12 protein-coding genes are annotated in these 12,815 nt (G+C 68.2%); 3 read left to right on the forward strand and 9 right to left on the reverse strand.

Features of this window, described 5'->3' with window-relative positions:
- Window positions 1-3 precede the first annotated feature (3 nt).
- A complete protein-coding gene (purF, locus tag RMCN_RS25970) occupies window positions 4-1,533 on the reverse strand; it encodes an amidophosphoribosyltransferase (protein WP_067395392.1) in 1,530 nt (509 codons plus the stop codon).
- A gap of 430 nt (window positions 1,534-1,963) precedes the next feature.
- Between purF and RMCN_RS32035 the strand changes: the two genes are divergently transcribed.
- A complete protein-coding gene (locus RMCN_RS32035; protein WP_308206360.1) occupies window positions 1,964-2,521 on the forward strand; it encodes a hypothetical protein in 558 nt (185 codons plus the stop codon).
- On the forward strand, window positions 2,494-2,928 hold the full coding sequence (locus RMCN_RS32040) for a hypothetical protein (RefSeq protein WP_308206361.1): 435 nt from the start codon (window positions 2,494-2,496) through the stop codon (window positions 2,926-2,928). The genes RMCN_RS32035 and RMCN_RS32040 overlap by 28 nt, the downstream gene beginning before the upstream one ends.
- Here RMCN_RS32040 and RMCN_RS25980 read toward each other — a convergent pair.
- Complete coding sequence (locus RMCN_RS25980; RefSeq protein ID WP_067395394.1) at window positions 2,894-3,322, reverse strand: sterol carrier family protein; 429 nt, start codon at window positions 3,320-3,322, stop codon at window positions 2,894-2,896. The two genes, RMCN_RS32040 and RMCN_RS25980, sit on opposite strands and share 35 nt — an antisense overlap.
- Window positions 3,323-3,338: 16 nt before the next feature.
- Here RMCN_RS25980 and RMCN_RS25985 point away from each other — a divergent pair, with 16 nt between their 5' ends.
- Window positions 3,339-4,547 (forward strand): MCE family protein, encoded by a 1,209-nt coding sequence (locus tag RMCN_RS25985; protein ID WP_067395397.1) that lies wholly within the window; start codon window positions 3,339-3,341, stop codon window positions 4,545-4,547.
- A gap of 4 nt (window positions 4,548-4,551) precedes the next feature.
- On the opposite strand, the gene RMCN_RS25990 is transcribed toward RMCN_RS25985, so the two are convergent.
- From RMCN_RS25990 to RMCN_RS26020, 7 genes are read right to left on the reverse strand one after another with little or no spacing between them, the layout of a single operon-like run.
- Window positions 4,552-5,343, reverse strand: a complete 792-nt coding sequence (locus RMCN_RS25990; RefSeq protein WP_067395400.1) for an SDR family NAD(P)-dependent oxidoreductase — start codon at window positions 5,341-5,343, stop codon at window positions 4,552-4,554.
- A complete protein-coding gene (locus tag RMCN_RS25995; RefSeq protein WP_067395403.1) occupies window positions 5,340-5,966 on the reverse strand; it encodes an Rv0804 family intramembrane glutamic endopeptidase in 627 nt (208 codons plus the stop codon). The genes RMCN_RS25990 and RMCN_RS25995 overlap by 4 nt, the downstream gene beginning before the upstream one ends.
- Window positions 5,966-7,687 (reverse strand): alpha/beta hydrolase, encoded by a 1,722-nt coding sequence (locus tag RMCN_RS26000; RefSeq protein WP_067395406.1) that lies wholly within the window; start codon window positions 7,685-7,687, stop codon window positions 5,966-5,968. Before RMCN_RS26000 ends, RMCN_RS25995 begins: the two co-directional genes overlap by 1 nt.
- The gene (gene purL, locus RMCN_RS26005) at window positions 7,684-10,002 is read right to left on the reverse strand and encodes a phosphoribosylformylglycinamidine synthase subunit PurL (RefSeq protein WP_067395409.1); all 2,319 of its coding nucleotides are present in this window, start codon (window positions 10,000-10,002) and stop codon (window positions 7,684-7,686) included. Before purL ends, RMCN_RS26000 begins: the two co-directional genes overlap by 4 nt.
- Before the next feature lie 45 nt (window positions 10,003-10,047).
- Window positions 10,048-11,133: a serine hydrolase domain-containing protein gene (locus RMCN_RS26010; RefSeq protein WP_067395412.1), complete on the reverse strand. Its 1,086-nt coding sequence runs from the start codon at window positions 11,131-11,133 to the stop codon at window positions 10,048-10,050.
- 41 nt (window positions 11,134-11,174) lie between these two features.
- Window positions 11,175-11,531, reverse strand: coding sequence for a VOC family protein (locus RMCN_RS26015; RefSeq protein ID WP_064414319.1), 357 nt, complete (start codon window positions 11,529-11,531; stop codon window positions 11,175-11,177).
- Window positions 11,532-11,546: 15 nt separating this feature from the next.
- Window positions 11,547-12,806 (reverse strand): M18 family aminopeptidase, encoded by a 1,260-nt coding sequence (locus tag RMCN_RS26020; protein WP_067395415.1) that lies wholly within the window; start codon window positions 12,804-12,806, stop codon window positions 11,547-11,549.
- Window positions 12,807-12,815 lie beyond the last annotated feature (9 nt).

Raw genomic sequence — 12,815 nt, forward strand, 5'->3', positions numbered from 1 at the left:
CAGTCAGGGCCGGCGAAGCGCCGAGACGTTGTCGTTGCCGGACTGCAGCGGAATACCGCTCTTGGCGGCCGTCGAGAGCATGTGTTCGATCACGTTCTTGCCCAACGCCGATTCCCCCGGCAACTCGATCGGGTACTTGCCGTCGAAACACGCGCTGCACAAGCGCGACGCGGGCTGTTCGGTAGCCGCGATCATGCCCTGCTTGGAGATGTAGCCGAGCGTGTCGGCGCCGATGGCGTGGCGCACCGCCTCGAGCATCTCGTTCTCGTCGTCGACGGCATTGGCGATGAGCTCCGCCGGGGTGGCGAAGTCGATGCCGTAGAAGCAGGGCCACTTCACCGGCGGGGATGCGATGCGCACGTGCACCTCGACCGCCCCCGCCTCCCGCAGCATCCGGATCAGGGCGCGCTGGGTGTTACCGCGGACGATCGAATCGTCGACGACGATCAGGCGCCGCCCGCGGATCACCTCCTTGAGCGGATTCAGCTTCAACCGGATGCCGAGCTGCCGGATGGTCTGGGACGGCTGGATGAACGTGCGCCCGACATAGGCGTTCTTCATCAGGCCCTGGCCGTAAGGGATTCCGGACTCCTGCGCGTAGCCCACCGCCGCGGGCGTGCCCGACTCCGGCACGCCGATCACCAGGTCTGCCTCGACCGGCATCTCCCTGGCCAGCCTGCGCCCGATGTCGACGCGCGTCGCGTGCACCGATCGGCCTGCCAACGTGCTGTCCGGCCGTGCGAGATAGACGTATTCGAAGACGCAGCCCTTGGGCTCCGGGCTGGCGAACCGGGTGGAGCGCACCCCGTCCGCGTCGATCGCCAGCAGCTCACCCGGTTCGATGTCGCGGACGAAGGAGGCGCCGACGATGTCGAGCGCCGCGGTCTCCGACGCGACGACCCAACCACGGTCCAACCGCCCCAACGCCAACGGCCGCACCCCGTACGGGTCGCGTGCGGCATACAGCGTGTTCTCGTCCATCCACGTCAGACAGAACGCGCCGCGGACGGTGGGCAGTAGCTCCAGCGCGGCCTGCTCGAGCGTCGAATCGGCCGCGCCGTGGGCCAGCAGGGCACCGAGGATGTCGGAGTCGGTGGTCGCCACCGGAGCGCCCCTGGTCTCGAGCAATCCGGCCTCGCGGGCTCGGGCCGCCAACTCGGCCGCGTTCACCAGGTTGCCGTTGTGTCCCAGGGCGACGCCGGTGCCGGCCGACGTGTTGCGGAACACCGGCTGGGCGTTCTCCCACGTGGTCGACCCGGTGGTCGAATAGCGACAGTGCCCGATCGCGACGTGGCCCTCCATCGCGGCCAGCGTCTGCTCGTCGAACACCTGACTCACGAGGCCCAGATCTTTGAAGACGAGCACCTGCGAGCCGTCGGCGACGGCGATGCCCGCGGCCTCCTGACCGCGATGCTGCAAGGCATACAGGCCGTAGTACGTGAGCTTGGCGACCTCTTCACCCGGCGCCCAGACGCCGAATACGCCGCACTCTTCGCGGGGTTCGTTATCCGTATCCGTCTGCTCGCCGGTCACGATAGGGCTGCTCCGAGGGGAGGGTGGCTGATGCCACGAGTCTACGGGCATCTGTGAACCGCAACGACGTTGTGGGGCGTGTCGTGGGACACGTTGATTTCCCGGTCGCGCGTTCACTGCGACATCGCCCATCGACCCCTAACATTCGCGTCAATAGTTTCATATGCAAGGGGTTGGGGGGTGGTCGTGACCGCGACCGACGTGGCAGCCGCCGAACGCGTGAATGCCCAGGAGAGCGACGACGCCCAGCGCCCGTGGTGGCCGCTGCGCACCCGAATCGCGTTTCGCTTCTGCCTCGTCTATTTCGGCCTGTTCTGCCTGTGGTTCATCCAATTCACGTTGGCGTTCGTCGGATTCGTCGGGCAGTGGCTGCCGGATCACGGGGTCTTGTGGCAATGGATCACGCTCGGGCCCCTCGCGCGGTGGGTCGGTGCTCGACCGCCGTCGTGCCTCGTACCCGCGATTGAGCGCCTGGTTCTTCGTGTTCTTGCGCATGTTCCTCGGCGCCCAGATGTTGCTCTACGGGTTCGCCAAGGTGATTCCGATCCAGATGCCGGCGCCGCCGCTGTCGGCGTTGTTGCGGCCCTACGGCGACTTCAGCCCGGTCTCGGTGCTGTGGCTGCAGGTGGGTAGCTCCTACCCCTACGAGATCTTGTTGGGCTCTGCCGAGGTCCTCGCCGGGACGCTGCTGTTCGTGCCGCGCACCGCGACGCTCGGCGCCTTGCTGAGCCTGCTGGGTATGGGGCAGGTCTTCGTCCTCAACATGACCTTCGACGTTCCGGTCAAGATCTTGTCCTTCCATCTGGTGTTGATGAGCCTGGTGCTGCTGGCCCCGCAGGTTCGCGAACTCGCCAATGTGTCGTGCTGCACCGCACGCCCGCACCCGTCACGTATCCGCCGCCCTTCGAAACCCCGCGGGCGAACCGGATCGCGACGGCGGTCCAGATCCTGGTGGGCATCGTGGTGTCGGTCAGTTGTGTGGTGCTGAATTGGCAGGGCTGGCAGACGTACGGCGGCGGACGCGACAAGCACGACGCGTACGGCATCTGGTCGGTCACCGAGTTCCATCTCGACGGCGCGAAACGCCCACCATTGACCACCGACGAGCAGCGCTGGCAGCGCGTCGTTTTCGACGAGCCGGGATTGGTGACGTATCAGCGCATGGACGGCGAGTTAGTCTCGGCGCCCGCGGTTTTCGACGACACGGCGGGCACGCTCAATGTGCCCGGCACGGCGACCTTCACCGTCGCGCGGCCCACCCCGGACCATCTGCGTCTCGACGGGCACCTCGAGGGCAGGCCGGCCGCCATGTCACTGCGGCGCATGGATTTGAACAGCTTCACGTTGCACAGCCGCGGCTTCAACTGGGTTCAGGACCATGGCTACTTTCGGTGACGTCGCCGGCCGGTCGCACGACCGGCAGCCAGTCGGCGATCTCACCGGCGCGTGAGCCCGACATCACCAGCGTTCCGTTCGCTGCGGCGTCGGCCACGGTGATCAGGCCGGTGGCCAACAGCAGCCAGGTTCGCGGATCGGTCTCGACCACGTTGGGCGGGTTGCCACGCCGGTGCGCGGGGCCTTCGATGCACTGCACCGCGACGAACGGCGGCACGCGAACCTCCACGCTGGAACCCGGTGCCACCGCCGCGAGCGTGCGCGCCGTCAACCGGACCGCCTCGCCGAGTTCGGTGCGCGACGGTGCCGCATGCGAGTCGTCGCGCAGCCATTCGGCCAGCGCCGCCACCGCGGCGCGGGTCTTCGCCGGATCGGCTGTATGACGGGCGGCCATAACCTACTGTCTCAAAGTGTTTGTCGACCGTCACAAGCCGCCGTACAAGGTGGCCGGTGCGGTGCTGCTGATTGTCGCCACGGCTGCGGCAAGCCTGCTCTACCTCCAGTTTCGCGGCGACCTGAGCCGCAAAGCGCAACTGACCGTGGTGTCGCCGCGCGCGGGCCTGGTGGTCGAACGGGGAGCCAAGGTGACCTACAACGGTGTCGAGATCGGCCGGGTCAGCGCGATCTCCCATGTCGACGACACCGCCGGGAAGCCCGCGCAATTGTCGTTGGAGGTCAATCCGCGCTACCTGGAACGGATTCCGGCGAACGTGACGGCCGAGATTCGGGCCACCACCGTGTTCGGCAACAAGTACATCTCGCTGGAGTCACCCAACGTCGCTTCTCCACAACATATCTCGGCCGACGCCGTGATCGAGGCATCCGCGGTGACCACCGAGTTCAACACGGTTTTCGAGACGGTCATCGCACTGGCCGAGAAGGTGGACCCGATCAAGCTGAACCAGACGTTGGCGGCGACCGCGGAGGCGCTCAGCGGCCTCGGCGGCGACGGTTTCGGTGAATCGCTGCTGAACGGCGACCGGATCCTCGCCGACCTCAACGCACGGATGCCGGTCATCCGCACGGACACTCGCCTGCTGGCCGATCTCGCCGAGGTCTACGCCGACGCGTCGGTGGACCTGTGGGACGGGCTGCGGGACGCCGCGACGTCGGCGCGCACGTTCGTCGAGCATCGCACCGACGTCGATACCGCGCTGATGGCCGCGCTCGGTTTCGCCGACGTGGCCGCCGACACCATCGAACGCGGCGGCCCTTATCTCGTGCGAGGCGCCGCGGATCTGGTGCCGACGGCGGAGTTGTTCGACTACCACAGCCCCGCGATCCTGTGCTCGATCCGCAAGTACGCCGAAGTGCAGCCTCGGGTGGCGAAGACGTTGGGCGGCAACGGGTATTCATTGACCGGTGGCGGTGGCGTCCTCGCCGGCGCCGGCAACCCGTACATCTATCCGGACAACCTTCCACGGGTCAACGCCACAGGCGGGCCGGAAGGTCGCCCGGGCTGCTGGCAGGACATCACCCGTGACCTGTACCCGACGCCGTACCTGGTGATGGACACCGGCGCCAGCATCGCGCCGTACAACCACATCGAGCTCGGCCAGCCGATGTTCATCGAGTATGTGTGGGGCCGCCAGATCGGCGAATTGACCATCAACCCTTGAGAAATCAGTCGGGGAATCCGAACAGTCTCACCACGCCGTGGTCGCGCCCGGCGGTGTAGCCGCCGTCGACCGCGATCGCCTGACCGGTGACGAACGACGCATCGGGTGAGACGAGAAACGCTGCGACCGACGCGATCTCGTCGGGGTGCCCCCGCCTCTGCAGCGCATGCTCTTCGGTGATGGACTGCAGTGGTCCCTCCATGCCCTCGAGGCCCATCACGCTTTCCAGCATCGGGGTGTCGATGAAACCGGGGCAAATGGCGTTCGCGCGAATACCGCTGGGGCCGTAGTCGAGTGCGATGTTCTTGGTCAGGATCACGACGCCCCCCTTGGCGGCGTTGTAACTGCTGCCGCCTGCCGTCCCCTCCAACCCTTCAACGCTGGCCAAGGTGACGATCGATCCGCGCTCACCGCCCACCCGCGGTTGTTCGATCATCTTCGCCAGGGCGGCCTTGGCCACCAGGAACGTCCCGGTGAGGTTGACCGCGATGACGCGGTCCCATTCGGCGCGGTCGAGCAGGTGTACCGGCCCGCCACCGGCCACCCCCGCGGCGTGCACGACCCCGTCCAGGCGACCCCCGACCGCGGCGAAGACGCCGCCGATCGCACGCTCGTCGGTGACGTCGGCGCCGACGAACTCGAAGCCGTCGCCCAGGTTCTCGCAGGGCTCGGCCACATCGGTACCGATGACGGTGCCGCCCTCGGCGAGCAGGCGTCTCGCGGTGGCCAGGCCGATGCCCGACGCCGCACCGGTCACGACGAAGGTCCGCGACCGGGCCCGCCCCGATGTGCTCATGACCGGGACTCTATGCGCCGCTGCACGGCCAGCGCCGCCAATGCCGCGGCTTCGTTGGCGGCCAAGTGCGCGAGCATCGGCGCCACGACGCTGCCCGACCGAGCGTGCAACCACCCGAACAACCAGCCCGCGACGCCGGTGAACAGGACTGTGCCCAGAATCGGGTTGCCGGTGATGCGGGCGTCCATGATGTGCCAGAGACCGAATGCCACCGCCTGCAGCAGCCGCCCGCGCGCGGGCTGGAAAGCGGTCTCGGCGGCGTTGCCCAACGTCGCGCGGTAGGCGACCTCCTCGGGCCACACGGTGCCGATCGGGATGTTCAGCGCCATCCACCGCACCGGACGGTCCGGCAGTTCCCGGGCAGCCATTCCGCGCCGCACCGGCGGGATCGCGGTGGCGACGGCGACCCCCAGCCCGATCGGCACGGCCACGGCCAGTCCGTAGCGCAGGCCCGACCACAACGCCGGTGGGCGCAACCCCAGCGGTGGACGCGCGAGCGCGTAGACGCCTGCGCCCAGTGCGGCATTCCAGATCGGGTGGAATCGCACCCGGGGCGCGATGAAGCTCCACACCACCAGCACGACCGCGATCGCGGCGGCACGAAACTTCCCGGTCTGGACCACTATTGGGGTCCGCCCTTGGAGTCGGATTCGGCCAGGGCGGTGCGGATGCGTTCGGTGTCCTCGGGAGTCCACCCCGGCGGCGGCGCCACCGCGGCCCACCCGTCGAGCACGAGGTCGCCGTAGTTGTGGCCGTGGCCGCCGGGCACCGAACTCGCATTCGTCATATCGGCGGCGACCTGTCCGAAGGTGACGATCGGATACCACCGCATCGATGCGGTGCGGTCGATGCCGGGCGGTTCGCGCAACCAGTCGGGCCGAGTGGTCAGCAGGTCGGTCGACCACCACACGATCGGATCGGAGGGGTGCTGCAGGAACAACACGCGCGTGCCCTCCCACGGCGTGGTGGCCACCTTCGCGATCTGCGCGGGATCGGTGGCCTGGGAGAAGCGCACGGTGCGGCCGTTGTCGTACCGCGGTTCGACTTCGGGGGTTCGGGGATCACGCCGCTCGGTGATCGCCCTCCACAGCGGGCTGGCGTTCGGCGGGCCCACCCACAACACCGAGGAGAAGCCCATCCGCGAGATGTCGGGGAGCCAGTCGAACGCACCCTGGCCTGCCATCGAACCGAGGCTCTCCCCGTAGAGCACGAGCTTGGGTCGCCGATCCTCTGGAAGCTGTTCCCAGCGTTGATGAATGGCGTCGATCATCATGCGCCCGGATTCCATCGACTTCTGCTGGTCGCCGAGGAAGGAGATCCAGCTCGGCAGGAAGGAGTACTGCGAGCCCACCAGGGCGGTGTCGCCGTTGTACATCATCTCCAGCGACCGGGCGGCCACGGGATTGATCCAACCGGTGCCGGTGGTGGGGACGATCACCAGCAGCTCGCGCTCGAACGCGCCGGTGCGTTCGAGTTCGCTGAGCAACACCGCCATCCGCTGCTCATCGGTCTCGGCGGTCTGCAGGCCGACGTACACGCGGATCGGCTCTTTGGCGGGCGTGCCGTTCAGTTCGGTGAGCTCCCGGGCGTCCGGACCGGTCGCGACGAAGTTCCGGCCCTGATAGCCCAGGGTGTCCCAGGCCGCGAACGACTCTGGGCTGCCGGACTTCTCGGGCTCGATCGGCTGGATCACACCCGCCCGGGTGGTGGTGTTCTGCGGCTGGAACACGCGGTTGGCGCCGGCGAGGAAACCGCGAACCAGGACACCGTTGATCAGCATGATGGCGAGCACCACGACGATCGCCGTGCCGATGAACAATGCCACCTCGTCGTGCAGATGCCACCGGCGGATGAAGAACCGGGCCATCGTCTTGATGATGTCGAGCAGCACCCGGGCGGTGGCCACACACACCGCCCCGACGAGCACCGCGAGCACCAGCGTGCGCAGGTATCCGAACGTCGTGGGACCTTCCATGCCCATCACCGCCGACACCTGGCGCTGCCATGCGGCGGCGGGAATCACCATGAGCACGCTGGCCGCGATCGCCAGCACCACCGTGACACTCTCGGCCGCCCACAGCACCGGCTTCGCGGGCGGCCACCAACTGACCCGCCGTAACACGAAGCGGCGCACCATCTTCGCCACAAAGACGCCGATGCCGTAGCCGATCGCGGCGTTGATGCCGCCGATCAGCCCCGCGAACAACCAGTCCCGGGGTAACAGCGAGGGGGTCAGCGAGAGGCAGAAGAGCAGTGCGCCGAAGGCGATTCCGACGAAGTCGAGGCGGAGCAGGCGCCACGCCCAGACGTATATGGGGTGTTGTTGTCGGGTGGTCTGGCTCACCCGAACAACCTGGGCAGCACGCTCTCCGACGTGCTGCGCAGGTCCTCCAAAGTGACGCTGAACTGACCCTGGACCTCGACGGCGGCCCCTCCATCCCCGCCGGCCCCGTCCACCACCCCGATACGGGTGGCGGGCAGTCCGCGGGCCTCGCACATCGCGCGGAAGCGGCTCTCCTCGGTGCGCGGCACCGCGACAAGGACCCGACCCGCCGATTCGGAGAACAACATGACGAACGGGTCGCTGCCCTCGGGAAGCACGATGCGGCAACCGGTCTCACCGCGAAGCGCGGCCTCGACGACGGCCTGGATCAGTCCGCCCTCGGACAGGTCGTGGGCGGCCGATACCAGCCCGTCGCGGGATGCCGCCGTCAGCACGTCGGCCAGCAGCTTCTCGCGCTCGAGGTCCACCTTAGGCGGGAGCCCGCCGAGGTGGTCGGCGGTCACCTGCGCCCAGATGGACCCGTCGAACTCGTCGCGGGTGTCACCGAGCAGCATCAGCGTCTCGCCGGGTTCGTCGCCGAATCCGGTGGGGATACGCCGTTTGACGTCGTCGATCACCCCGAGCACACCGACCACCGGGGTGGGCAGGATCGCGGTAGTGCCGGTCTGGTTGTAGAAGCTCACGTTGCCGCCGGTGACCGGAATCCCCAGTGCCGCAGCGCCGTCGGCCAGCCCTCGCACGGCCTGGCTGAACTGCCACATGACGCCGGGATCCTCCGGGGAGCCGAAGTTCAGGCAGTTGGTCACCGCGACCGGTGTTGCGCCGGTGACCGCGACGTTGCGGTACGCCTCGGCCAGTGCCAGTTGCGCGCCGGTGTAGGGGTCGAGCGCGGTGTAGCGGCCCGACGCGTCGGTCGAGATCGCGATGCCGCGGCCCGTCGCCTCGTCGACCCGCAGCAGGCCGCCGTCGGCGTCCTCGGCCAGCACGGTGTTGCCGCGCACGTAGCGGTCGTACTGCTCGGTGATGAACGCGCGGCTGCACAGGTGTGGACTGCCAAGCAGCGCAAGCAGAGTCGCCTTGAGTTCGCCACCGGTCGACGGTCGCGGCAGTTTGGCGGTGGTGTCGGTGTTGAGCGCGTCCTGTGTCTCGGGCCGCTGCACCGGCCGCTCGTATACCGGGCCCTCGTGCGCGACGGTGCGCGGCGGCACGTCGACGACGGTCTCACCGTGCCAGGTGATCTGCAGGCGATCGCCGTCGGTGACCTCGCCGATGACCGTGGCCAGCACTTCCCACTTACGGCAGACGGCCATGAACTTGTCGACGTTCTCGGGTGCGACGACCGCGCACATGCGCTCCTGCGACTCGCTCGACAGGATCTCGGCCGGCGTCATATTCGCCGCCCGCAACGGCACCGCATCCAGCTCGATGCGCATGCCGCCGTCGCCGGCCGATGCGAGTTCGGATGTGGCGCAGGACAATCCGGCTCCGCCGAGGTCCTGAATACCCACCACGAGGTCAGCGGCGTACAACTCCAGGCAGCATTCGATGAGCACCTTCTCCATGAACGGATCGCCCACCTGGACGCTGGGCAGCTTCTTGCGTCCGGAGGCCCCGGATTCGTCGCCGCCGAACGTCTCACTGGCCAGCACGCTCACGCCGCCGATGCCGTCCAGCCCGGTGCGGGCGCCGAACAGGATGATCTTGTTGCCGGTGCCCGACGCGAACGCCAGGTGCAGGTCCTCCTTGCGCAACACCCCCACACACAGCGCGTTGACCAAGGGGTTACCGCCGTACGACGCGTCGAACACGGTCTCGCCACCGATGTTGGGCAGTCCCAACGAGTTGCCGTAGCCGCCGATACCGCGCACCACCCCGTCGACGACGCGGCGGGTGTCGGGCGCGTCGGCTGCACCGAAACGCAACTGGTCCATCACCGCGACCGGACGTGCGCCCATGGCCATGATGTCGCGAACAATGCCGCCGACACCGGTGGCCGCTCCCTGGTAGGGCTCGATGTAGGACGGGTGGTTGTGCGACTCGACCTTGAAGGTGGCGGCCCAGCCGTCACCGATGTCGACGACGCCGGCGTTCTCGCCGATGCCGGCCAGCATCGTCTTGCGCATTTCGTCGGTGGTGGTCTCGCCGAAGTAGCGCAGGTGCACCTTCGACGACTTGTACGAACAGTGCTCGCTCCACATGACCGAATACATCGCGAGTTCGGCGTCGGTGGGCCTGCGGCCCAGAATTTCGCGGATCCGCTGATACTCGTCGTCCTTGAGGCCGAGTTCGCGGAACGGCTGGGGGTGATCGGGAGTGGCGGCGGCTCTGTCGACGGTGTCTACAGTGTTCAAGGCGTGGGTTAGCTCCGACGTCACGAGGCCATTCTAGGTTGTCCGCCGTCTCGGGCACCCGACACGCGCCTAGCCCCAGATTCGCGCGAGCGCGTCGGCCAGGGCACTCGGGTCCTGCGTGTCGGCGTTGCAGCTCACGGCCACCGACGTGTGGCGGTCTCGATCGATCCGGAAGTCGGTGAGGAAGCCGCCCCAGGACCCGTCATGGCCCAGCGCGCCATCGGCGTATTCGTAGATGCCGGCGCCGTACCGGTCACCCTCTCCCGTCTCGACCGCCCCGGCCAGCTGGGCGTCGAGCAGTTCGCGGCCGCCGACTTCGCCGGTGCGGTAGTTGTCCGCCCAGCGCACCAGTTGGCTCGGCGCGGTCTGGATCGAACCATCACCGACCTGCTGCCATGCGGTCCGCGCCGGTGTGTATTCACCGTCGGCCTCCGTGTAGGGCACCGCGGCGCCGGGGACCGGGCCGGCGGGGTCAAGGACCATGGCCAGCTCGAGCGGCCAGAAGATCCGCTCGGACAGGAACGCCGAGAGCGGTTGTCGTGCGGCCCGTTCGACGATCTCGGCCAGCAGCACGTAGTTCGAGTTCGAGTACTCGAACGCCGTGCCTGGCTCGAAGTCGAGTTCGGTCACGGACCCCAATACCCTCAGGGCGTCGGCGTTGGTGGTGCGGTCGGTCAACGCGAAGCCGGCGTCTTCGAGTAGCCCGATGTAGTCGGGAATCCCGCTGGTCTGATGCATCAGCTGCCCGATGGTGACCGTGCCGGCCCACGGCGGAAGCCCGGCAACGTGCATTGCCAAAGTGTCGTCGAGCGCGAGCTGCTGTCGGCCGGCCAGCAGCAGGATCGCGGTCGCCGTGAACTGTTTGGACACCGAGGCGATGTCGAACGCGGTGTCGGTGCTGATCTGGGCGCCGGTGGCGACGTCAGCGAGGCCGCGGGCTCCGACCCAGACCACGGCGCCGTCGACGCCCACCGCCGCCGAGCACCCCGGAGAGCCGGATGCGACGACGTCGACCAGCAAGTTCTGGCTGCGGACGGGGCGATCGTCGGATTCGACCGCTGTCTCGACCGGGGGCGCGGGGGCTTCGGCTGCGCAGGCGCTGATCAGCAGCGCGGCGGCAAGGGCCGCCGTCACCGCACGGACCGGTCGAGTCACAGGATCGACGGTAAGACGGTGCGCTCGGTTTCACACCCGTTCTACGGGTGGTCGGACGAACCGATGCAGAACTCGTTCCCGTCCGGATCGGCCAGCACCACCCAGCCGAAATCGCCCATGCTGTGCCGCCCTTTCTCGGTGGCGCCGAGTTCGACCAGCCGCCTGACCTCCGATTCGACGTCATCGGCGCCCAGATCGAGGTGGAGTCGATTCTTCCCCGGTGTGGGATCGTCGACCTTCTGGAAGCCGAGGCCGGTCGCGCCGTCGGGAGGCGAGACCGTCACGAAAAAGCCTGGCGCCATTGGGTTCACCTGGCCGCCCAGGGCGCGGGCCCACCACTCGGCGAGCCGGTCGGGATCGGTGCTGTCAAAGGTGACGTTGAACACGGCGAGGGCCATGGCGCCGACCTTAGATCACCGCGGTGACAGAAATGCCGTCAACGCCGCGGCGTAGGCGGTGACGTCGTCTGCGCCCATCACCTCACGTGCGGAATGCATGGCCAGCTGGGCAGCGCCGACGTCGACGGTCGGGATGCCGGTGCGCGCCGCGGTCATCGGCCCGACCGTCGACCCGCACGGCAGGTCGGCCCGGTGTTCGTAGCGCTGTAGCGGCACCCCGGCCTGCGCGCATGCCAGCGCGAACGCGGCGGCGGTGCGTCCGTCGGTGGCGTAGCGCAGGTTGGGCTGCACCTTGAGCACCGGTCCCGCGTTGACTTCGATCAGGTGTCCCGGCTCGTGGCGCTCCGGGTAGTTCGGGTGGGTGGCGTGCGCCATGTCGCCGGACGCCACCATCGAGCCGGGGAGGCGCCGCAGGAAATCCTCGCGCCCGCCGCCCGCACTGAGCGTGATGCGCTCGAGCACGGTCAGCAGCAGGTCGGACTGGGCGCCGTGGTCGGACTGCGATCCGACCTCCTCGTGGTCGAACAGCACCAGCACCGGTGAATATCCGCTCGGCTCGACCGCCAGGAACGCCTCCAGCCCGGCATAGCAGGTCGCCTGGTTGTCCAGCCGCGGGGCGCTCACCAGATCGCGGTCCGCACCGACCAGGCGCGACGGTGTCAGGTCATGGGTCATCAGGTCGGCGCCCAGCACATCGTCGGCCGCCACCTCGGCCTGCTCGGCCACGTGGTCCAGGAACGACCGGGGCCCGCTCCCGACGCCCCACACCGCGTTGACGTGGCGCTGCGGGTTCAGCTCGACGGCCTTGCGGTCCTCGGCGAGGTGGATGGCCAGCTGAGGCACCCGCAGGATCGGCTCGTCGATCCGCACCAAGCGGTGCACCAACCCGCTGCCGGTACGTACCGACAACCGGCCGCTGATCCCGAGATCGCGGTCGAGCCACGAGTTCAGCCACGCACCGCCGTAAGGCGCCAGCGCAACCACTCGCCAACCCGAGACGAACCGGTCAGGGTGCTGTTTGACCCGAAGGTTGGGGCTGTCGGTATGGGCGCCGACGACACGGAACGAGGAGTTACGGCTCCCCCCGTCGGTGCGCCAGGCGATCAGCGAACCGGCTCGCAGGACGAAGAAGTTCCCGTGGGTGGGCCAGGCGTCAGCTTCGGACAATTCGCGAAAGCCGGCCTCGCGCAGGCGCGCCGCAGCCGTCTCGCAGACGTGGTACGGCGACGGCGACGCGTCGATGAACTCGCACAGTCTCTGTGGGCTAGCTGCCATTCCTTCATC

The sequence above is a fragment of the Mycolicibacterium novocastrense genome, from assembly GCF_001570485.1.
GTDB classification, from domain to species: Bacteria; Actinomycetota; Actinomycetes; order Mycobacteriales; family Mycobacteriaceae; genus Mycobacterium; species Mycobacterium novocastrense.

Coding starts and splice junctions, on each gene's coding strand:
- RMCN_RS26020 (WP_067395415.1), bottom strand. CDS start 12,806: ATGGCAGCTAGCCCACAGAGACTGTGCGAGTTCATCGACGCGTCGCCG.
- RMCN_RS25980 (WP_067395394.1), bottom strand. CDS start 3,322: ATGGCCGCCCGTCATACAGCCGATCCGGCGAAGACCCGCGCCGCGGTG.
- RMCN_RS25990 (WP_067395400.1), bottom strand. CDS start 5,343: ATGAGCACATCGGGGCGGGCCCGGTCGCGGACCTTCGTCGTGACCGGT.
- RMCN_RS26015 (WP_064414319.1), bottom strand. CDS start 11,531: ATGGCCCTCGCCGTGTTCAACGTCACCTTTGACAGCACCGATCCCGAC.